This is a genomic window from Pseudomonas sp. O230, assembly GCF_045447035.1.
GTDB lineage: Bacteria > Pseudomonadota > Gammaproteobacteria > Pseudomonadales > Pseudomonadaceae > Aquipseudomonas.
In genome coordinates this window covers 64,853-84,588 of sequence record NZ_JBJGXN010000006.1, presented here as the reverse complement: position 1 = coordinate 84,588, position 19,736 = coordinate 64,853, and the positions used below count along the sequence as shown (strand labels likewise).

20 protein-coding genes and 1 pseudogene are annotated in these 19,736 nt (G+C 58.1%); 7 read left to right on the top strand and 14 right to left on the bottom strand.

The genetic code is table 11. The features are described from left to right. Positions 1-11 precede the first annotated feature (11 nt). The 8 genes and pseudogenes from ACI77H_RS13975 to ACI77H_RS13940 all read right to left on the bottom strand — a co-directional run bounded on the left by ACI77H_RS13975 (position 12) and on the right by ACI77H_RS13940 (position 8,597). Positions 12-3,311: a transporter substrate-binding domain-containing protein gene (locus tag ACI77H_RS13975; protein WP_407012407.1), complete on the bottom strand. Its 3,300-nt coding sequence runs from the start codon at positions 3,309-3,311 to the stop codon at positions 12-14. Between the two features lie 8 nt (positions 3,312-3,319). Beyond that, a pseudogene (locus ACI77H_RS13970) lies at positions 3,320-3,947 on the bottom strand (response regulator). Between the two features lie 252 nt (positions 3,948-4,199). Beyond that, the gene (locus ACI77H_RS13965) at positions 4,200-4,592 is read right to left on the bottom strand and encodes a response regulator (protein WP_407012406.1); all 393 of its coding nucleotides are present in this window, start codon (positions 4,590-4,592) and stop codon (positions 4,200-4,202) included. Positions 4,593-4,766: 174 nt separating this feature from the next. After that, on the bottom strand, positions 4,767-6,095 hold the full coding sequence (locus tag ACI77H_RS13960; RefSeq protein WP_008030339.1) for a deoxyguanosinetriphosphate triphosphohydrolase: 1,329 nt from the start codon (positions 6,093-6,095) through the stop codon (positions 4,767-4,769). A 169-nt stretch (positions 6,096-6,264) separates the two neighbouring features. Beyond that, positions 6,265-7,428: an EAL domain-containing protein gene (locus tag ACI77H_RS13955; protein ID WP_407012405.1), complete on the bottom strand. Its 1,164-nt coding sequence runs from the start codon at positions 7,426-7,428 to the stop codon at positions 6,265-6,267. A 124-nt stretch (positions 7,429-7,552) separates the two neighbouring features. Then, entirely contained in the window at positions 7,553-7,894 is a 342-nt protein-coding gene (locus tag ACI77H_RS13950) for a hypothetical protein (protein WP_407012404.1), read from the bottom strand. Continuing rightward, positions 7,891-8,280: a phage holin family protein gene (locus tag ACI77H_RS13945; RefSeq protein ID WP_407012403.1), complete on the bottom strand. Its 390-nt coding sequence runs from the start codon at positions 8,278-8,280 to the stop codon at positions 7,891-7,893. The genes ACI77H_RS13950 and ACI77H_RS13945 overlap by 4 nt, the downstream gene beginning before the upstream one ends. A gap of 2 nt (positions 8,281-8,282) precedes the next feature. Further along, entirely contained in the window at positions 8,283-8,597 is a 315-nt protein-coding gene (locus ACI77H_RS13940; RefSeq protein WP_008030332.1) for a YqjD family protein, read from the bottom strand. Positions 8,598-8,902: 305 nt separating this feature from the next. Here ACI77H_RS13940 and ACI77H_RS13935 point away from each other — a divergent pair, with 305 nt between their 5' ends. Further along, a complete protein-coding gene (locus ACI77H_RS13935) occupies positions 8,903-10,111 on the top strand; it encodes an ammonium transporter (RefSeq protein WP_407012402.1) in 1,209 nt (402 codons plus the stop codon). 1 nt (position 10,112) lies between these two features. Here ACI77H_RS13935 and ACI77H_RS13930 read toward each other — a convergent pair whose 3' ends face one another. Further along, positions 10,113-11,825, bottom strand: a complete 1,713-nt coding sequence (locus ACI77H_RS13930; protein ID WP_407012401.1) for a cation:proton antiporter — start codon at positions 11,823-11,825, stop codon at positions 10,113-10,115. A 209-nt stretch (positions 11,826-12,034) separates the two neighbouring features. Here ACI77H_RS13930 and ACI77H_RS13925 point away from each other — a divergent pair, with 209 nt between their 5' ends. The 3 genes from ACI77H_RS13925 to ACI77H_RS13915 all read left to right on the top strand — a co-directional run bounded on the left by ACI77H_RS13925 (position 12,035) and on the right by ACI77H_RS13915 (position 13,719). After that, positions 12,035-12,271 (top strand): glutaredoxin family protein, encoded by a 237-nt coding sequence (locus tag ACI77H_RS13925; RefSeq protein ID WP_407012400.1) that lies wholly within the window; start codon positions 12,035-12,037, stop codon positions 12,269-12,271. Positions 12,272-12,436: 165 nt separating this feature from the next. Then, positions 12,437-12,757 carry a transcriptional regulator gene (locus tag ACI77H_RS13920; RefSeq protein ID WP_407012399.1) on the top strand — a complete coding sequence of 107 codons (321 nt, stop codon included), beginning with the start codon at positions 12,437-12,439 and terminating at the stop codon, positions 12,755-12,757. A gap of 71 nt (positions 12,758-12,828) precedes the next feature. Continuing rightward, positions 12,829-13,719, top strand: a complete 891-nt coding sequence (locus tag ACI77H_RS13915; protein WP_407012398.1) for a pseudouridine synthase — start codon at positions 12,829-12,831, stop codon at positions 13,717-13,719. A 70-nt stretch (positions 13,720-13,789) separates the two neighbouring features. On the opposite strand, the gene ACI77H_RS13910 is transcribed toward ACI77H_RS13915, so the two are convergent. Next, a complete protein-coding gene (locus ACI77H_RS13910; RefSeq protein ID WP_407012397.1) occupies positions 13,790-14,011 on the bottom strand; it encodes a YgdI/YgdR family lipoprotein in 222 nt (73 codons plus the stop codon). Positions 14,012-14,087: 76 nt separating this feature from the next. Beyond that, on the bottom strand, positions 14,088-14,690 hold the full coding sequence (gene mobA / locus ACI77H_RS13905; protein ID WP_407012396.1) for a molybdenum cofactor guanylyltransferase MobA: 603 nt from the start codon (positions 14,688-14,690) through the stop codon (positions 14,088-14,090). 81 nt (positions 14,691-14,771) lie between these two features. Between mobA and moaB the strand changes: the two genes are divergently transcribed. Continuing rightward, positions 14,772-15,311 carry a molybdenum cofactor biosynthesis protein B gene (gene moaB / locus ACI77H_RS13900; protein WP_407012395.1) on the top strand — a complete coding sequence of 180 codons (540 nt, stop codon included), beginning with the start codon at positions 14,772-14,774 and terminating at the stop codon, positions 15,309-15,311. Next, complete coding sequence (gene glp / locus ACI77H_RS13895; RefSeq protein WP_407012394.1) at positions 15,295-16,521, top strand: gephyrin-like molybdotransferase Glp; 1,227 nt, start codon at positions 15,295-15,297, stop codon at positions 16,519-16,521. The genes moaB and glp overlap by 17 nt, the downstream gene beginning before the upstream one ends. Positions 16,522-16,587: 66 nt before the next feature. On the opposite strand, the gene ACI77H_RS13890 is transcribed toward glp, so the two are convergent. Continuing rightward, positions 16,588-16,896, bottom strand: a complete 309-nt coding sequence (locus ACI77H_RS13890) for a hypothetical protein (RefSeq protein WP_407012393.1) — start codon at positions 16,894-16,896, stop codon at positions 16,588-16,590. 228 nt (positions 16,897-17,124) lie between these two features. On the opposite strand from ACI77H_RS13890, the gene yegS reads away from it, so the two are divergent. Further along, a complete protein-coding gene (gene yegS, locus ACI77H_RS13885) occupies positions 17,125-18,042 on the top strand; it encodes a lipid kinase YegS (protein WP_407012709.1) in 918 nt (305 codons plus the stop codon). Here the strand turns inward: yegS and ACI77H_RS13880 are convergent. After that, positions 18,026-18,685 carry a response regulator transcription factor gene (locus ACI77H_RS13880; RefSeq protein ID WP_150632209.1) on the bottom strand — a complete coding sequence of 220 codons (660 nt, stop codon included), beginning with the start codon at positions 18,683-18,685 and terminating at the stop codon, positions 18,026-18,028. The two genes, yegS and ACI77H_RS13880, sit on opposite strands and share 17 nt — an antisense overlap. Next, positions 18,682-19,575: a sensor histidine kinase gene (locus ACI77H_RS13875; RefSeq protein WP_407012708.1), complete on the bottom strand. Its 894-nt coding sequence runs from the start codon at positions 19,573-19,575 to the stop codon at positions 18,682-18,684. The genes ACI77H_RS13880 and ACI77H_RS13875 overlap by 4 nt, the downstream gene beginning before the upstream one ends. Between the last annotated feature and the right edge of the window lie 161 nt (positions 19,576-19,736).

Sequence of the window (19,736 nt, the reverse complement as noted above, 5' to 3'; positions counted from 1 at the left end):
ACCAAGCATAGTTAAGGCTCCGTCATTCTGCTTTTGTCGTTTTGCCCAATTTGTTGCTGCAATGCCTGCTCCAGTTCGAGCATGGTGCGCTCCATGGCTTTGCTGCATTCAGCCACTTCGTCGTGATGGAAGGCGCCATGGCAGACCTGTTCGAGCGCCTCACAGCTGTCCATCAAGCGGGTGGCCTGGACGATGCGCGCGGCGCCCTTGATTTTGTGGGCAACATCGAGAAATGCCTGCGGGTCTTTTGACCGCGACAGCGCCCGGAGCGCTTGCAGGTCCTGGCGGTTACTGCTCAGCAGCTCGGTCAACAATCGCCGGTCCATCAGCGGATTGCCACCGGTCAACAGGTGCAGCCCTTGCAGACTGAAGGCGGGATCGCGAGCGGGCGGTTTGATACCTGCCACCCATTCGCTCAACGCGGTCAGCGTCAATGGCTTGAACAGGCAGTCGTCCATCCCGGCTTGTTTGCAGCGCAGAATTTCTTCGGGTTGTGCGTTGGCGGTAAAACCGAGAATGGTGCAGGGCGGTGGCATCGAGTGCTGTTCATGGCGGCGAATGGCGCGGGTCAGCTCGTAGCCGTTCATGATAGGCATGTTGCAATCGACAATCACCAGATCGAACAGCCCGGTTTTCCATGCCTCCAGTCCTGCTTCGCCCTCTTCTGCGACGCTGAATCGATGCCCCATAAATTCCAGTTGCTGACACATCAGCAAGCGATTGGCCGGGTGATCGTCGACCACCAGGACGTTCAACGGCGTCGTCGTGTGGATGGGCACTTCGGCGGCTTTCGGCACCTGTTCAACGGGCAGGGTGGCCAGGTGCAACGAAACCTGAACCTGCGTGCCTACCCCGGGTTGACTGCTCAAATGCAGACTGCCGCCCATCATTTCGCATAGGCTCCGGCTGATCACCAGACCCAGCCCGGCGCCTCTGCCAGACTGCCCGTTGTCATTGGCCTGGGCGAAAGGTTCGAACAGCCGTTGCTGATCCTCTTCGCTGATGCCGATGCCGCTGTCCTCCACTTGCAACAACATCCGGATGTGCTCGGGTTCGGTGCTCGGGAGCAACTCAACGGTGATTCTGACCTCGCCTTGCTCCGTGAACTTGATAGCGTTGCTGACCAGATTCGACAGCACCTGTTTGAAGCGCATCGGGTCCAGCAGGACTCCGACGGGCGGGTTGGCTGGGTTGAACTCCAGCCGCAGATCGAGGTTTTTCTGGCGAGCCAGCCCATCGAAGATCCGTACCACCGAGCTTACGATTTCACTCGGATTGACACGTTCCGGGCTCAGGCTCAGGCGCCCGGATTCGATACGGGCGATGTCGAGAATGTCCCCGATCAGTGCCAGCAGGTCCTTCGCCGAGTTGTACGCGACGTCAATGGCCGGGCGGTCCGGGTGGTTGCGATCAATGCGCTTCAGCGTCAGTTCGAGCATGCCGATGACTGCATTCATCGGGGTGCGGATCTCATGGCTCATGGTCGCCAGGAACGTGCTTTTGGCCCGATTGGCTTCATCGGCGCGATCTTTCGCACAGCGCAGCTCGTCGAACAGTTGCCGCCGTTCGCGCAATTGATCGTTCAACGCACGCTCGGCCACCTGACGTTGTTTGATCTGGCGACGCATATAAGCGTTCCAGGCAGCGGAAATCAGCAGCAGCACGCCGGCACCGATAAGGATCTGATAGAACAATCGTTGGTAGTTGCGCCAGGTACTTTGCGACGACGCCGAATAGCCACGCCAGCGGCTGTTGATGATGCCAAGCTCTTCCGGTGCGATGCTCAGCAGCGCCTTGTTGAGGATGGCGTTGAGTTCTTTGGCATCTTTCCCGGTCGCCAGGGAGAACGCGGCCTGCCGGGTGCCGATGGTGGTGCTGATCTGAAGAGTGTGCTCGAAGAGCCGCGATGACATGAAGTAGTTGGCGATCACCAGTGAGTTCACCGCACCTTCTGCTTTGCCGTCGGCGAGCAATTCTACCGCGCTGAATGTGTCCGGCGTTTCAATCAGCTTGATCCGCGGGAACTCACGGCGCAGGTAATCGAGCAGTGGGTTGCCTTGGGCGATGGTCAGGCGCTTGTCTTGGAGTTGCTCAAGGTTGGTCGGGCTGTCGGCGGCTTTGCGCGTCAGCAGCACGAAGGAATTTTGCAGATAGGGGCGGGTGAAGTTCAGGGTCGTTTCACGTTCGGCGCTGGGGAGCAGTGCGGCGATTACGTCGGCTTGATGGTCTTTGATCTGTTTGATCATCTCGTCGTCGCTTCGGCTGCGACGGATGTCGAAGCGCAGACCGGTACGCAATCTGATTAGTTCGAGGAGGTCTGCGGTAACGCCGCGAAAGTTGCCATCACTGTCGAAAAACGTCAGCGGCGCATAGGCTTCATTGACCACCACGCGCACTAAAGGATGTTGCGCCAGCCAGCGTTCTTCGAGGTGGGTGAGCTGCAGTTTCTGGTCGGTGAGCAGAATGTCGCTGCCGGCACTCCAGCGTTCGGCGATGTTTACCCGCTCGCCGGCCGGGATGGCCATGAGCATGGCGTTGATGATTGCGAGCAGTTCCGGGTTGTTTTTGTGCACGGCAAAACTGAAACCATGGGCTTCGTGTTTGCCGAAGTTGGCCATGCGGATATTGTTCAGGTAACCCTTGTTGATCATGTAATGGGTCGAGATGGTGTCTCCGAGGAAGACGTCGGCCTGGTCGAAAGCCACGGCATTGATTGCATTCTGGTAGGACGGGTAAGACGTGATGATGGCTTTGGGATACAGGGCCCTGACTTCCTCCAGCGGCAAATAGTGATACACCATGCTCAGCCGCAGGCCGGCGAGGCCATCGGTCAGGGGTCGGGTTTCTCCTTCTCGCGTCACCAGAACCGGTTGGTCCACGGCATAGGGGGTGGAAAGCACAATGTCGGCGTTGTGAGCCTCGAAGCCATTGGCGGTGCCGAGCAAATCGACCTCGCCTTTTTCGAGTGCCTTGATCGCAGCCCCCCGGGACGCGAAGCGCTGCACCTTGATCGGCAAACCGATGGTCTTGCCGAGGATACCCGCGTAGTCGGCGGTGAAACCTTCGTAGTCCTGGCCGCTGACGGTCAGGTCGAAAGGCGGGTAGTCCGGCGCTGACGTGCCGAGAATCAGTTGCCGTTTACTCGTTATCCATTGTTGTTGTGATTGATCCAGTTGGACGTCCAGATGTCCGGCCGTTGAACGACTGAGCAGATTGTAGTGCTCGCTGGCAGGCTGTGCGGCAGGCACTGAGGTGGTCAGGCATAAACCGGTGGCCATGAGTAGCAGATAATCCTTTATGCGACTTGGCATCCTGTGTCTCACACTAGTGCGTTACGTTTTGCCATCTCGATGAGTTCAACCAGGGATTTGGCTTTGAGTTTTTGCATGAGTCGTTTTTTTGTAGGTGCTGACAGTCTTGTTGCTGAGAAACATGCCCTTGGCAATTTCCTTGTTGGTGCGGCCTTGGGCAAAAAGTTGCAATACCATCAGCTCTCGGTCGTTGACTGACTTGAAAAGTTCCAGTTCCGCGCAACGCACCTCATCACCGCGGACAGGGTTCAAGGCCTGACTCGGGAAGTAGTTGTATCCGGACAATACTGCTTTGATAGCACTTACCAGTTCACTCAGGTCTTCTTGTTTGCATACATAACCTGAAGCACCGGATTGCATGCAGCGAATGCCGAAAAGTGTCGGGCACTGTGCAGTTAATACCAGTGTTTTCAGCGGTGTACTCATTGCGTTGAAACGGGCGAGAACTTCGAGACCGTCCAGTTTCGGAATGCTGATGTCGAGAATGACCAGGTCGGGCATGCATTCGCGAACCATCTGCATGGCATCGACCCCATTGTCGGTTTCGCCGACGACTTTGTAGCCTTCGTGCTCCAGCAACATTCGGACGGCGAGGCGGATGACGGGGTGATCGTCGACAATAAAAACGGAGTTCATAATCAAATCCCATGCGAGCTCAAATAAAGCGCGCACCTTAGCTCAGATAGTTAAGGGGACGCATGAACTGACGGACCTCAAGCAGCAATATAGGAATAGTCCTACAAATGAAGAGGAAAGAGGCTACGAATCAACTAGGTTTTTGATGAGGATGGCTGGAAGTTGCGTGTGGTTAGTCAGGCTGTTGGAAGTTTTTTGTTTGTTGTTTTCAAGTTGCGTATAGATAAACAGGTTTTGCAGTTTTGCAATTTTTTACAATGGTGCCAAGGTCAATAAATTTCTGAATTCTGATTGTTTCAACGGTTTAATCAAATAGCCAAGTAAGGGCAGTCGCTGTTCGTTGGCTGTTTTCTCAAGTTCATCAAGTTCTGTGCAACTCAGGCTGCTTAGCAGTATGGCCTGCCTGATCATCCCGCGATGACTGGCGAACTGGACAAGATCAAGTCCGAGAAGGTCGGGCAAACATTGATCGCACAATAGAATATCGAACGGTTGTGTGGCCTTGAGCATTAGTTGCAACGCGCCTTTGGCACTGTCGGTGGTGGTGAGTTGGGTGAAGCCATAACTTTCAAGCAGAAACTGAGTCGCCCTGAGTTGAAAGGGGTGGTCTTCCACCAGCAGGATGCGCAGGTCGTCTTTGAACATGGGATTACTCACGCTTCGTCTCTGGACGCGTGATTATTTCGTGAGTAGGACGAGCAATCGATCAGCTTGCTCGACGTGAGGTGTAGGGCGATTCAGCGGAGGTTGAGTGCCTTTGGACGTTTTGAGGCTGATCAGCCATTTCAGACTGAGTAATAGCTGATCAACCTGCTCTCATCAGTGGCTCGATCGACCGGTCATCTCCAGGGCCATTTCGCTGGCATAGCTGTCGGTCATGCCGGCGATGAAGTCAATCATGCGCAGGAACGACGTGTGCAACGGCCCGTGAGGGTCTGGCGCGTTGTTACCCAGCAGATCGAGGATGCGACGGCTCTTGAATGAAGGCGTGCGCCCGTTGTGCTGCTCCAGCGCTGCGCCGCAGAAGGCGTTGAGGAGGATTTCCAGCGTGGTATAGGCACCGATTTCGTGCAGGGTCTTGCGCTTGTCCTGAAAGATTTTCTTGCGCGCCATGTCCTTGGCATTCAGTACGCAGCGCTTGGCCGGACCGTGCATGTGCTCCACCAGATCTCCGGGCAATGTGCCGGCCAGCAACGCGTCCTGTTGCTCGACAAAGGCCCGGGCAGCGGCGTTGGTCAGGTGCTCGATGGCTTTGCCGCGCAGGATCGCCAGTTTGCGTCGCCGCGAATCCCGCGGGCCGAGTTGGCGATAGGTTTCCGGCAGATCGTCGCCGACCAGGTCCAGTAACAGGGACTCGACTTCCGCGTACTCCAGCAACTCCATTTCCAGGCCGTCTTCCAGATCGATCAGCGCGTAGCAGATGTCATCGGCGGCCTCCATCAGATAGACCAGCGGATGACGGGCCCAGCGCTGCTCTTCGAGTTGCGGCAGGCCGAGTTTATGAGCGATCTGCTCCAGCAGCGGCAGTTCACTCTGGTAGCAGCCGAACTTGTGCTTCTTGTAACCCAGCGAGTCGGCGTGCATGGCCGTCCATGGGTATTTCAGGTAAGTACCCAGCGTGGCGTAGGTCAGCCGGGTACCGCCATCGAACTGATGGTACTCAAGCTGGGTGAGCACCCGGAAACCTTGGGCATTGCCCTCGAAGTTGAGGAAGTCATTGCGTTCGGCTTCGCTCATCGCATCCAGCCAACCGCGGCCGGCAGCCTGTTGGAACCAGTGGCGGATCGCGTCTTCGCCGGAGTGACCGAAGGGCGGGTTGCCGATGTCGTGGGCCAGGCAAGCCGATTGCACCACCATGCCCAGGTCACTGGGTTCGCACCAGTCGGGCAGCGCGCTGCGGATGGTTTCGCCGACGCGCATGCCCAGCGAGCGGCCGACACAACTGACCTCCAGCGAGTGGGTCAGGCGTGTGTGGATGTGATCGTTGCTGGTGACCGGATGGACTTGGGTCTTGCGTCCGAGGCGGCGAAACGCTCCCGAGAAAATGATGCGGTCGTGGTCTTTGTGGAAAGGGCTACGGCCGAGTTCTTCCGGGCTGTGCAGAGGCTTTCCGAGGCGTTCGCGGGTGAGCAGGGTTTGCCAATCCAAGGCTGTATCTCTCCGTCAAGTGACTGATGCCTTAAGCTTCCCGGTTCGCGTCATGGCCTGCAAGGGAAAAACATACACACAGCTGTAGGATCACGGCTTGCCGGTGATGACGGCGTGTCAGGCATTGCAATATCGAATGAACTGCCGGCATCGCGAGCAAGCGCGGCTCCTACAGCCCCGCGGCGTCGATATCGATGAGCAGCAGTCGCTCGCCGTTGGCGAAAAACTGCCCGGCGGTGAGGCAGTACTGGTTGCTGGTGGCGTCGCGGTAAGTATTGGACAGCGTCAGCCGGCGCTCACCCCAACCCTCCGCCAGCAGATGATAGAAGTACGGGCGCCATGACCAGTTGTGGCCCAGGTAGCGATTGTCGGCTTCCCAGCCGTTGTTGCGCCACTCAAGGTTGGGTGTCAGTTGGGTGCCATGGCGATCGCATTGATAGAAACGCAATAGCCAGGGAAAGGCGTCCAGTTGTGGCAAGGCGCTTAGCGGCGCGTGGGCCTGGGCCCAGGCTTGCAGAATCGCCATCAACTCGCACAGTTGCTGGCGCATGATCATCAGGCGACCGCGCTCAGCCAGTTTTTGCTGTACGTAGCGCTGACGCAACTGGGCGAAGCGCTCGACGAAGGCGTCTGCGGCGAAGAAGTCCGCTTGCGCGCGGGCGAACAGAAAACCCTGCACATAGCGCGATCCGCACTCCAGGGCAAAATTCAGTTGGGCATCGGTTTCCACGCCTTCGGCGATGATCCAGCAGCCGGTTTTCTCTGCCATTTGCGCCAGTGCCTTGACCACGTCGCTGCTGGGACCACCCAACGCAGCGGCCTGGAACAGGCGCATGTCGAGCTTGAGAATGTCCGGTTGCAGGGCCAGTACGCGATCGAGCTGCGAGTAACCGGCACCGAAATCATCGATGGCAATTCGCGCGCCGGCGAGCCGGTATCTCGCTACCACGTCGGCCAGACGCTGGATGTCGCCGCCCAGTTCGGTGATTTCGAAAACGATTCGCTGCGGGTCGACGCCATGCCGGCTCAGTTGCTTGAGGCTCGGCAAGGCTTGGTCCGGGCGCAAGCGGCTGATCCAGCGTGGTGACATGTTCAGGCTGAGAAACCACTCTGAGGGCGCGTCATGCAAACGGCTCAGGGCGTTATCGCGGATCTGGCGATCCAGACGACGCAGGGCGATGGCGGGAGTCCTCGGGTCGGCGAACAGTGGGCCCACCGACGCCAATTGACCGTCGGCCTGACGCAGTCGGCCCAGTGCTTCGACGCCGGCGATACGGCCGGTGGCGGTATCGATGAACGGCTGAAAGCAGGCGAGCGGTTGCCCGTCGATCACGAGGCCTCCTTAGTAAGGTCTTGTTCTGGATGAAACCTGATGGCCCGATAGACGCGCAGGTTTGAACCCCTCGATAAAGAGGTTCATCCCGGCGATGTTGCAAGAATGCAGCCAGATAGTGGCTTCAGTGTTTGCGCGAGTTGCCTTGCAGAACCAGCTTGATCAGCGGCCCCAGCGTGGTGCCTAGACGAACCAGGCGAGTCAGGCTGCTTGCGCCACCGCTCTTGGCGCCCTTGCCAGTCAAAAAGCCCAGCAGGGTCACGGCCGCCACGCCCCAGAGTGGGGCATGTTTGATGCCGAAGCCGTCTTGCAGGTTTTGCGTCATCCCGCGCACACGTTGCAAGGGTTGCAGCAGTTGCGCGGATTCGTGACGGATTTCCTGGCGATGCATTTCCATGCGCAGGCGGATCAGCGCCTTGCGCATTTCCGTGCGTGAGCTGTTGTGAGGCAGTTCAGGCAGGCTCATGGCAGCAGGCGCTCCCGATCGTTGGCGAGTTCTTCCAGGGTGCCATGGAAGGGCGAGGACTCATCGAAAATCGCTGCTCGCAAACGCATCGCACAGAAGATGGCTGCGAGGGTGTAGAACACGCAGAGACCGATGATGGCGGGCAGACGATAGGTGTCCCAAAACAGGATCAACACCAGCGTCGACAACCCCACCAGCAACAACAAGGCAAACACCAGCGCCAGGCCTGCGAACAGCAACAGGCTGACGGTGCGGGCTTTTTGCTCTTGCAATTCGATGCCGAACAATTCGACATGGCTGTGCAGCAGGCCGAGGAAAGCGGCACCCAGGCGCCGCGGTGAGGAGCTTGGGCCCGTCGCGGACGAGCCGGATTCGCCGATCGCCATAATCAGCGCCGGGTTGCCAGCAGACCAATCAGGAAACCCACGCCGGCCGCGATCCCGACCGATTGCCATGGGTTGGCCTGAACATAGTCTTCAGTGGCGGTGACGGCGGCCTTGCCGCGTTCGCGCAGAGAGTCTTCAGTCAGTTTCAAGGTTTCGCGTGCACGCAGCAGGCTGTCGTGGATCTGTTCGCGCAACTCATCCGCCTGATCGCCGGCCAATGTGGCGGTGTGTTCCAGTAACCGCTCGGTGTCGCTGACCAAAGTCTGAAAGTCGTTCATCAGGATTTCTTGAGCAGTCTTTGCCTTGATGCTGGCCATTGGTGATCTCCGTAAGTGGCTTCTGTTGCGTTCGAGTATGAGCCTTGCGCGAAGGTTCAGTACAAATGACTGGTACAACTTTTGCTATGTCGTGGTGCGTCAGCCCGCGTGTTTGCGCTGTTGCTGGGCAAGAATCGAGCGAAACCTTATCTCAAATAATTAAAACTCGCGCAAAGGTTCCAACCTTGTGCGCCAAAGTGGCTCATCGGGATCAATGGATTGATCTGGCGAAGTTGCAACTTGGTGCATGAATTGTCTGCGCGAACTGCTTTGGTGCTTTTTTAGCCTTCAGGTCTGCCAATTCCATGGAAAATCTGCAAAGCGCTGTGGACAGTCTGGTCCATAGCTCCAACACGTTGTTCATTCTGATCGGCGCCGTCATGGTCTTGGCCATGCACGCCGGTTTCGCCTTTCTCGAAGTCGGCACGGTTCGACAAAAGAACCAGGTCAACGCCTTGTCGAAGATCCTCAGCGACTTCGCCATTTCGACCCTTGCCTACTTCTTTATAGGCTACTGGATTTCCTACGGGGTCACCTTCATGCAACCGGCGGCGGTGATCAATGCCGATCATGGCTATGGCCTGGTTAAGTTTTTCTTTCTGCTGACGTTTGCCGCAGCGATACCGGCGATCATTTCCGGCGGCATCGCCGAACGCGCCCGGTTCGTTCCGCAGTTGTGTGCGACGGCGTTGATCGTGGCGTTCATCTATCCCTTTTTCGAGGGCATGATCTGGAACGGCAACTTTGGCTTGCAGGCCTGGTTGCTGGCGCACTTTGGCGCCAGTTTCCATGATTTCGCCGGCTCGGTGGTGGTCCATGCCATGGGTGGCTGGCTGGCGCTGGCGGCAGTGTTGTTGCTCGGGCCGAGGCAAGGTCGCTATCGCGATGGACGCCTGGTGGCGTTCGCACCTTCGAGCATTCCCTTCCTGGCCCTGGGGTCGTGGATTCTCATTGTGGGCTGGTTCGGTTTTAACGTGATGAGCGCGCAAACCTTGCAGGGCGTCAGCGGGTTGGTCGCGGTGAACTCGTTGATGGCCATGGTTGGCGGCACCGTGGCGGCACTGATCGCCGGACGCAATGACCCGGGCTTTCTGCATAACGGCCCACTGGCCGGGCTGGTGGCGATCTGCGCCGGTTCCGATCTGATGCACCCGGTTGGCGCGCTGGCCACCGGCGCCATCGCCGGGGCGCTGTTTGTCTGGTGCTTTACCGCCGCCCAGGGCAAATGGCACATCGATGACGTATTGGGTGTGTGGCCATTGCATGGTCTGTGCGGTGTCTGGGGCGGAATCGCCTGCGGCATTTTCGGTCAGAGTGCATTGGGTGGTCTGGGTGGGGTGAGCCTGATCAGTCAGTTGATCGGAACCACGCTGGGAGTCGTCGTGGCGCTGGCCGGTGGCTTCACGGTGTATGGCGTGATCAAGGCGTTCCATGGTCTGCGCCTGAGTCAGGAAGAAGAGTATTACGGTGCGGACTTGTCGGTGCACAAGATCGGCGCCGTGAGTCAGGACTGAGTCAGGTTTCCTCATCGTCGGCACCGGGATAAAAACCGTGCAGCATACGATAACGGTCACGTCGGACCAGATCGACCCGGTCCTGCACCTGCTGCCCGGGCAAGCCCAGCATGATCAGCGCGTGGGAGGCGAGCATCAGGCTGGATTCCAGCAACTCGGGCACAACCTCGCTCGCGCCGGCCTCTTTCAACTCGGTCAGTTGGCTGTCGTCCCGCGTGCGGACCAGGATCGGCACGCTCGGGTTAAACCGGCGAGCCTCTTTGAGGATCAGCAGCGCGATGTCGGTCTGGTCCACGGCGATCACCAGCAGCCTGGCGCGCTCCAGGCCGACGGCGACCAGCAACTCACCACGACGCGAGTCGCCATAGTGCACGCAGCTTTCACCAACGGCCGCCTCCTGAACACGTACCGGATCGTTGTCCAGCGCGATGTAGGGTTGTTGCGCATGCCGAAGAAAACGGCCGATAGACTGACCGACCCGGCCGTAGCCACAAATCACCACATGGCCGTTCAGCCCGGCATTGAGCGCACTGATTTCCTCGAGTTTTGCCTCTTCGTTGGGCTTGCGATGCAGACGTGTTGCGATGCGAGGCGCCGCGCGCAGCAGCACCGGCGTGACCAGCATCGAACAAAAGGTCGCGGCCAGCAGCAAGCCACCAAAATCTGCGGGCATCAGTTTGTTTTGTTGCATCAGCGCCATCAGCGCAAAACAGAACTCGCCGCCCTGGGCCAAAGCCAGACCGCTGCGCCAGGCGGTCTCGCCATCGCTGCCGTGCCATTTGGCCAACAGCGCGACCACGCAGCCTTTGATCAGCAGCAGACCAAGGGTCAGACCAAGGATCAGCAGGCCGTGGCTGGCGAATAACTGCAAGTCGATCAACATGCCGATGCTGACGAAAAACACCCCGAGCAGAATGTCGCGAAACGGACGGATATCGGCTTCGATTTGATGGCGATAATGGCTTTCCCCCAGCAGCATGCCGGCGAGAAACGCCCCCAGGGCAGGGGAGAGACCGAGCAGGTGAGTCAGCCAGGCGGTCAGCAACACAATGACCAGCGCGAGCAGCACAAACAGCTCGGCGGAGCGCGCCGCCGCCACTTCATGGAACAGGCGCGGCAGCAACCAGCGACTGGTCAGCAACAGCCCGACGAATAGCACAACGGTCTTGCCCAGCGTCAGAGGCAGCGCCCAATACCAAGGCTGATCGCTATTGCCGGCGAACGCCGGCACCAGGGTCAGCAGCAACACCGCCACGACGTCCTGAAACAGCAGCACCGCAATGGCATTCTGGCCGTGACTGCTGAAAATCTCACCGAGACTGCCCAGCTCCTTGCTGACAATAGCGGTGGAAGACAGTGACAGACCGGCGCCGAGCAGCAGCGCAGGGGTTACCGACATTCCGAGCAACATCAGTAACCCCCCGAGCAGTAGCGCCGTGACCAGTACTTGCAGGCCGCCCAGCCGGAACACGACGTGGCGCAACGCGAGCATTTTTGTCAGGGAAAACTCCAGCCCGAGGGAGAACAGCAGGAACACCACGCCCAGCTCGGCGAGGTCAGGCAACTCCTCGCTTTCATGGACCCAGTTGAATGCGGTCGGTCCGATCATCAACCCCACGCACAGGTAACCCAGCACCGGTGGCAGGCGCAGGCGCTGGAACAGTGCAATGACCACCAGGGAGGAGGCGAGGATGATCAACAGGTTGGCGAACACAAAAAACTCCGGTCAGGGCGCGAGTTACTCAAGCGTAGAGGCAAAAAAGCCGCGAGCATCGCGTAAACGACATTGTGCTTGAATGATTTAAGTCAGGGAGTTGCCGAAAAACTTTGAAATGCGCCGTTGCCTGGGCGTCTGAGTCATTGGCTCGACTGCTCCTGATAGCGGGCCTAGAATAAGCGTTCACATTACCGGGTCTAGTGATCATGCTTCCTGAATGTCAGCTTTTCGGCACCCTTGGGTGCCATCTCTGCGAAGTGGCCGAAGCTATGCTGATGGAGTTTGTCGAGCGCGGTCTGCTGGTCGAACTGGTGGATATCGCTGACGATGAATCATGGTTCGAAGCTTACAGCCTGCGTATTCCAGTGTTACGGCGAGTCGATACCGGCGCTGATCTGGGCTGGCCATTCAGTGCCGACCAGGTCGTGGCGTTTCTGCGCTGACCTCGACAGGTTTCGAGATTCCCACCCGTCGCTGTTCCCGTTTCGGTCATTGGCGCAATTGAGGTTATTCGGTTACTGTATGTGCATACAGTTATGCCGATCTCCTGTCGTGTTCTCTTTGTTGCGGATTCAGGCAGGCGATCCCGGAAGTCAGAGGGATGAATCTTGGTCAATGTCGAACAATTGAAGAACAGCGTGAACCGGATGTCGGTGGACGTAGTGCGTGAGGCCGTCATCGAATTGCGTCTGGATGGCCTGGTCACGGAAGGTAAGACCCCGTTCAACAAGCTGCATTTCAATACCTGTTTCGCCGAAATCGAAGCGCTGTTCCAGCGCGCGGGTTATCACCGGCAGCTGGATGTCGTGGGCTATCAGGGCTTGTTGTACGCGATTTATGATCCGGGGCGCTGGGAAGCGGTCGATGTGTTGCGCTGGCTCAAGGAGTTCACCGAAGCGGCGGCGCGCACGCAGTCGATCCCGGCCTGAGGATTCTCTGCTAGGTTCGGTTCGGCCACTGTTGGATAATGCCGCCCTGCAATGAGGGTCAGAACTTCCGTATGTCCACTTCAACTTTTTCTGCTGCACACAGCCAGGCCAGTACGCTCTACTTGCCGCCTGGCCCGTGGCAGACCGTACTCGATTGCCTGTGCGAACACTTCAGCGCCATCGGTCGCGAGCAATGGCTGGATCGAATCGCCCGGGGTCGTGTCCTCGATGGGCACGGTGCGCCAATCGCCCTTGATCTTCCTTACAAGGAAGGCCTGCGGATTCACTATTTTCGGGAAGTGCCGGACGAAAAGCCGATCCCTGTAATCGAGTCGATTCTGTACGCGGACGAGCACCTGGTGGTGGCAGACAAGCCGCATTTCCTGCCTGTGACGCCGGCCGGTGAATATGTCGAGCAGACGCTGTTGCGGCGGTTGATCCGTCGGCTGGATAACCCGCATCTGGTGCCGTTGCATCGCATTGATCGGCATACGGCGGGGCTTGTGCTGTTTTCAGCCAACCCTCAGAGCCGCTCCGCGTATCAGTCGTTGTTTCCAACGCGGCAGATTGAAAAGCGCTACGAGGCCATTGCCAAGGGATTGCCGGAACTGGCCTTTCCCTTGGTCCATAAGAGTCGGCTCGTTGATGGCGAGCCTTTCTTCCGCATGCAGGAGGGGCCGGGCGCCTGCAACACCGAGACGGCTGTCGAGGTCAGGGAGAAGAACGGTGATCTCTGGCGATATGCGCTTTACCCGGTGACAGGCAAGAAGCATCAGTTGCGAGTGCACATGACGGCTTTGGGTGCCAGCATCTGCAATGATCCGTTCTACCCGCAGGTGCTCAAGGACGTCGAAGATGACTATGCCAATCCCTTGAAGTTGCTCGCACAAGGGCTACGGTTTGTGGACCCGGTAACGGGAGAGGAAAGAAACTTCGAAAGCGCTATCACCCTGCAATGGTGATGGCCGATCTTCAGCCATGAAAAAGCCCGCATAAAGCGGGCTTTTCTGTATCCGGTGGGTGGCGCAAAAATTACAGCTCTTTGACGGTACGAACTTGGTCCTTATTGACGCGGGTTTGTTTACCGTCCAACTGTTCAAATTCGTAGAAACCCGATTCTTCATCGTATTTTGGCGCGTCGACAGCCTGGATTTCGCGACCATCATTCAAGGTGATCACTGCAGGCGATGCGCAACCGGCAAGGGTAGCGAGGCCGAGTGCGAGCATGAAAGCGGCGAGGGTCCGTTGAGTCATGAGTGTGTCTCCGAATGTGAATTCTTTTAGTAACTGAGCTTGAGACGTTGGCGACACGCGCAAGTTCATTCTCGTGTCAGTCTGACACAGTGTTGTGGGCACTTAACAGTTCCGGTGTATTGAGGTTGGCCAGGCGCGGATCGTTGTCGGGGCACTGCAGCGCCGTAGCACCCAGTTTGCGCATGAGACGCCCCGGGCTGCGTTCGCCTTCATTCCAGGCACTGTCGAACGCTTCGCGCAGGGTCGCCGGAATGATGCACAGCAAGGGTTCCCAGTGTTCGCCATGGCGCAGCATCAGCGGTTTGTCCGGATGCTGGCTGGCGGTTTCGCGCATGCTGTGGAGCAGCGCGGCATCGATGCGGGGTACGTCACAAGGCAATACCAGCAGATGTGCATGACGAGCAGCCCTCAGGCCAGCACGCATGCCGGCCAACGGACCGGGGAAATCGCCTGCGTCGTCATGGACCAACTGGTCGGCGTAGGGCGCATACTTTTCCAGGTTCCTGTTGCAGGAGATGATCAGGTCATCGCTCAACGGTCGGGTCTTGCGATGCAGATACGCGATCAGGGGTTCGCCGTGCCACTCTATCAGCCCTTTGTCCTGACCGCCCATGCGTTGGCCGCGCCCCCCCGCCAGGAGCAGAATGGAGCAGGGTGGCAAATGTGTATTCGAGGTCATGGCAGGTCTCCATGGGGGCGGCGAAAAAAGGAGGCGCTGTGATATAACACCGGGCTGTTTCTCCTACAACTGGACGAGCCTATGAAAGCCAAGGCTGATGTACCTTTCGCACCGCTCAACATCGCGGTGCTGACTGTCAGCGATACCCGTACTCTGGAAACTGACACGTCAGGCCAGGTCTTCGTTGACCGCTTGAGCGCTGCTGGCCATAACCTGGCCTCTCGGGTCCTGCTCAAAGATGACCTCTACAAAATCCGCGCGCAAGTCGCCAACTGGATTGCCGATGATGTGGTGCAAGTTGTTCTGATCACGGGCGGCACGGGATTCACCGGGCGCGACAGCACGCCTGAAGCGGTGAGCTGCCTGCTGGACAAACAGGTCGATGGTTTTGGCGAGCTTTTTCGGCAGATATCGGTGGCGGATATTGGCACCTCCACTGTTCAGTCCCGCGCCTTGGCCGGCTTGGCCAATGGCACGCTGGTCTGCTGCTTGCCCGGCTCGACCAACGCAGTGCGAACCGGTTGGGACGGTATTCTTGCCGAGCAACTGGATTCGCGGCATCGCCCATGCAATTTCGTCCCTCATCTGAAACAGGCGGCACCCTGTGAATCCCGTGGGTAAGCCAGGCAAGACGGGCAGCCTCTTGGCTGTCGAAGCGGCACTGGCGCGCTTGCTGGAAATGGCGGAAGCCACGCCGATTCGTGAGCGTGAGCGCTTGCCCCTGGCGCAGGTTGAGGGCCGTGTTCTGGCCGACGACCTGGTCTCGACGCTTGATCTTCCTCCATGGCCCAACAGTGCAATGGATGGTTATGCCTTGCGCACGGCCGACTGGACGGGAGTGCCGTTGGTGGTCAGCCAAAAGATTTTTGCAGGCAACGCTCCGGAGCCTTTGACGCCCGGCACCTGCGCGCGAATCTTCACCGGTGCGCCGGTTCCTGCTGGGGCCGACTGCGTCGAGATGCAGGAAAACGCCGAAGTCCAGGCGGATGAACGAGTCCGTTTCACCGAAGGCTTGGCGCCAGGACAAAACATCCGCCCACAAGGCCAGGAAACCACCGTCGGTGAATTGATTCTGCCAGCGGGTACCCGCCTTGGGTCGATTGAGCTGGGCTTGGCTGCATCACTGGGATGCGCAGAGCTGGAGGTGATTCGCAAAGTTCGTGTCGCCGTATTGTCCACCGGTGATGAATTGGTTGAACCGGGTCAGGCGCTGGGGCCTGGCCAGATCTACAACAGCAATCGTGTGTTGCTCTGTAGCTGGTTGCAGCGTTTGGGTTGTGAAGTGATCGACGCCGGTATTCTTCCAGATAACCTCGAGACCACTCGTGCCCGTCTTGCCAGTTTGACAGACGTCGACCTGATTCTCTCGACCGGTGGCGTGTCGGTGGGTGAGGCTGATTTTCTGGGCATTGCCTTACGGGAAGAGGGCGAGCTGACATTGTGGAAACTCGCTATCAAACCGGGAAAACCGCTGACCTTCGGACATTTTCGTGGGGTTCCAGTGATCGGATTGCCCGGCAACCCGGCGTCGACCCTGGTGACCTTTGCCTTGTTGGCAAGGCCCTATCTTTTGCGCCGCCAGGGCGTGAAAGTGGTTGAACCGCTGAAATTTCAGGTGCCGGCAGGGTTTGCCTGGCCCAAAGCCGGCAGTCGGCGCGAGTACTTGCGTGGACGTCTGGAAAACGGCCGGGCAATCATTTACAAAAATCAGAGTTCAGGTGTACTGCGCAGTGCAGCCTGGGCCGATGGTCTGGTTGAAGTGCTGGAGGATCGCACGCTGATCGAAGGTGACAGTGTGTATTTCATCCCGCTGAGCGAAGTATTGGGCTGATACCCGCTTCACGCGGGCCACGCGAACCCGGTTGATCAAGCCTGGTTTTGCCTTCATGGCTGACGCTTAATGTACGACGAGTGCTACGAGCTGGTCGAAACGACTGTTGGCGATCCAGCCCAGAAGGCCGAGTATCACGGCTGTTCCACCCGCTGAATAGGCAAGCCTGTGTTTGATCGATTTGACGTCACTACGGATTTCATCCATGTCTCTTCGGATGTATTCGAGGTGCGTTTCCAGTTCAACGACGCGAGATTCCATTTCAATTTCTCCAGTGGATTTTGCGTTGTCATTGAATTCGGCTCGCTGTTTGGCCCGCCTTTCTGCGAGCGGTGCAACCGCAATGCCCGGTAGCCTGATGTCATGGGTTTGCATGGTACGTCCCTGTAGTTCCTGCTGATGACTGATAAACCGCAGGCACCAAGGTGTACCAATCAAACGGGTCGGTCAATTGAGCCGATTCCTCAGGTTTTGTAAGAAAAAATCCCACCTTGTAGGACCTCAATCTGCGGCTCCTTGAAATAATTCAGTTTCCTGCGACTTTTATGGTGTGCATCGCGGTCAACATCCCCCATACGGAATGCAAACATGGGAGTGATCACAATGAGCGAACGCAAGGCGCTGTTGATTCTGCATGGCAAGCAGGCGGTCAATGAGGAGGTCCGTGCGGCGGTCGAAGGTAAGCGCGCACAAGGTTGGGAGTTGGCTGTTCGATTGACTTGGGAGGCCGGTGACGCACAGCGCCTGGTGGATGAGGCGCTGGCGGCGGGTTACAGGCAGGTCATCGCTGGGGGCGGTGACGGAACGTTGCGTGATATTGCCGAGGCCATGGCTGCGCAGTCGACACAGGCCAGTCTGGTGCTGATGCCGTTGGGAACCGCCAATGATTTCGCACGTGCTGCCGGCGTGCCTCTGGAACCCGCCCAAGCTTTGAATCTTCTGGACACTGAACCGCGGGCCATCGATCTGGGGGAGGTCGGTGGGCAGGTGTTTCTGAACATGGCCACGGGCGGCTTCGGCAGTCAGGTCACGGCAAATACCTCCGAGGACTTGAAGAAAGTGCTCGGTGGCGCGGCCTACCTGTTCACGGGTTTATCACGTTTCAGTGAATTGCATGCGGCCTATGGCGAGCTGCATGGCCCGGATTTTCAGTGGAGTGGCGAGCTGTTGGCTCTGGGCATCGGCAATGGCCGCCAAGCGGGCGGTGGTCACGTGCTGTGCCCGCAGGCGCTGGCGGACGACGGTCTGCTGGATATCAGCATTCTGCCTGCACCGCAGGAAGTGGTCGGTACGTTGAAAAGCTTGCTCGCCGATGGCTTCGGGATCGACAGCATGTTTGTGCGTGCCCGTTTGCCATGGGTCGAAATCAAGGTCTCGGAAGGTCTTTACATCAATCTCGATGGTGAACCACTGCAAGGCGACAGCCTTCGCTTCTCGGCGCGCCCGGCAGCACTGTGGGTGCATTTGCCTGAGGGCTCGCCGCTGCTGAGCGTTCCGGCAACGATCAATCGTCCAGGCTGATGATCTGCTCGCGCACGGCGAATAATACCAGGCCTGCCACGTCGTAAATCTGCAAACGCTTCATGATTTGCGAGCGGTGGGTTTCGACCGTCTTGATGCTCAAGCCCAGTCCGTTGGCGATTTCCCGGGTGGATTTTCCGCGAACAATCAGCCGCAGGATTTCCAACTGACGTGCCGTCAGGTTGTGCGAGTCGGCGGGTTCAGGCTGATGTTTCTGGTTCCGGGTCAGTGCCTGGTTGATGACCGTATGGGCAATGGCCGGGCTCAGGTAACGCTCGTTATTACGCAAGGCATCCAGGGCATGTTCGAGTTCGGTGGCCGTGGTGTCCTTGAGCAGGTAACCATGGGCGCCGGATTCCAGAGCCTGCATGATGAGCGCCGGATCGGTGTGCATCGACAGAATCAGCACCTTGCTTTGCGGGCGTACGCGCTTGAGGCGTTGCAAGGCTTCAAGGCCACCGGTTTCCTTCATGGAAATATCCAGCAGCACGATGTCTGGAGACAGCTGCTCAACCATTTCGAGCAGCTGCGAACCGTCATTGGCCTCGCCGATGACGGCATAGCCCGGAATATCCAGCACCAGAGCGCGCACGCCAGCCCTGATAAGCGAGTGGTCATCCACCAGAAGTAAGTTACAAGTCAACGCATAACCTTATTCGTACTGGCCCGTTCGAGCGCACGTGGCGCCCAGGGGAAGAGAGCTTCGATTTGAGTGCCTTTGCCCGGTTCGCTGGTGACGCTGAGTGTGCCGCCCAACTGATCGATACGTTCCAACATCCCGGCCATTCCGCGCTGGCCCTCACGACCCGGATCCGTCGCCGGCGCGAAACCCAGGCCGTCATCGCTGATCAACAGCGTCAAGCCTTGAGGCTGGCGTTGCAGGCGGACCAACAGGTTTTTCGCCTCGGCGTGACGCAGTATGTTGGTCACCGCTTCCTGAGTGATTCGGAAGGCGGCCACCGCCATTTCTTCGGGGATGCCGGTCAAGCGTGAATGGCATTCCAGGCTCCAGTGCACCGGCGTGTTGCCCAGTGTCTTGAGCAAATGTGCACGCAGACTGGCTTCCAGCCCGAGACTGGTCAGCTGTCTGGGGTTGAGGATGGCCGATACGTCACGCACTTTGGTCAGTGTTTCTTCCAAGGTGTCGCAGAGCGCTACGCATTGCTCTTGCAGTTCTTCAGGCATTCGGCGTTTAAGCCATTCACTTTGAAGTTTTGCCGCCGTCAATAACTGACCAATATCGTCATGCAGTTCACGACTCAGCCGGTGGCGTTCGTTCTCCTGAACCTTCAATAAGCGGTCGGCAAGCTCTTGAGGCTCGAACTTTATCGACTTGCGCGAGAGGCGATGTTGCACCCAGACGCATGTCAGCGCTGCAAAATTGAGCACCAGCAGACTTAGCGGCAACCGCGTGGACAGGCCATAGATCAGCAGACTGCCGAGCGCCGAGCAGGTACACAGCAAAAGCGTGAACCGACGTGCGTTTACTCGGGAAGGGGGCCACATGGTGATTGACTTGAGGCTGGCGTACATAGCGGATGGAGCCAATGGATGTTCGCTGCGGGCAGACCGGTCCAATTGACTGACGGGTCTCTGTCTGAGTCACTCTGCCATTAATTGACGTCAACTAATGGTCGGCATAATACCACTTAACATACCGTTGGTCGCGTTCGGTATATATGTCTATACAGTCA

What these genes read in the sequence shown, in the direction of transcription:
- ACI77H_RS13975 (WP_407012407.1), bottom strand. Translation starts at nt 3,311, where the DNA reads ATGCCAAGTCGCATAAAGGATTATCTGCTACTCATGGCCACCGGTTTA.
- ACI77H_RS13965 (WP_407012406.1), bottom strand. Translation starts at nt 4,592, where the DNA reads ATGTTCAAAGACGACCTGCGCATCCTGCTGGTGGAAGACCACCCCTTT.
- ACI77H_RS13950 (WP_407012404.1), bottom strand. Translation starts at nt 7,894, where the DNA reads ATGAGCCTGCCTGAACTGCCTCACAACAGCTCACGCACGGAAATGCGC.
- ACI77H_RS13945 (WP_407012403.1), bottom strand. Translation starts at nt 8,280, where the DNA reads ATGGCGATCGGCGAATCCGGCTCGTCCGCGACGGGCCCAAGCTCCTCA.
- ACI77H_RS13940 (WP_008030332.1), bottom strand. Translation starts at nt 8,597, where the DNA reads ATGGCCAGCATCAAGGCAAAGACTGCTCAAGAAATCCTGATGAACGAC.
- ACI77H_RS13935 (WP_407012402.1), top strand. Translation starts at nt 8,903, where the DNA reads ATGGAAAATCTGCAAAGCGCTGTGGACAGTCTGGTCCATAGCTCCAAC.
- ACI77H_RS13925 (WP_407012400.1), top strand. Translation starts at nt 12,035, where the DNA reads ATGCTTCCTGAATGTCAGCTTTTCGGCACCCTTGGGTGCCATCTCTGC.
- ACI77H_RS13915 (WP_407012398.1), top strand. Translation starts at nt 12,829, where the DNA reads ATGTCCACTTCAACTTTTTCTGCTGCACACAGCCAGGCCAGTACGCTC.
- ACI77H_RS13910 (WP_407012397.1), bottom strand. Translation starts at nt 14,011, where the DNA reads ATGACTCAACGGACCCTCGCCGCTTTCATGCTCGCACTCGGCCTCGCT.
- mobA (WP_407012396.1), bottom strand. Translation starts at nt 14,690, where the DNA reads ATGACCTCGAATACACATTTGCCACCCTGCTCCATTCTGCTCCTGGCG.
- moaB (WP_407012395.1), top strand. Translation starts at nt 14,772, where the DNA reads ATGAAAGCCAAGGCTGATGTACCTTTCGCACCGCTCAACATCGCGGTG.
- ACI77H_RS13890 (WP_407012393.1), bottom strand. Translation starts at nt 16,896, where the DNA reads ATGCAAACCCATGACATCAGGCTACCGGGCATTGCGGTTGCACCGCTC.
- yegS (WP_407012709.1), top strand. Translation starts at nt 17,125, where the DNA reads ATGAGCGAACGCAAGGCGCTGTTGATTCTGCATGGCAAGCAGGCGGTC.
- ACI77H_RS13875 (WP_407012708.1), bottom strand. Translation starts at nt 19,575, where the DNA reads ATGTACGCCAGCCTCAAGTCAATCACCATGTGGCCCCCTTCCCGAGTA.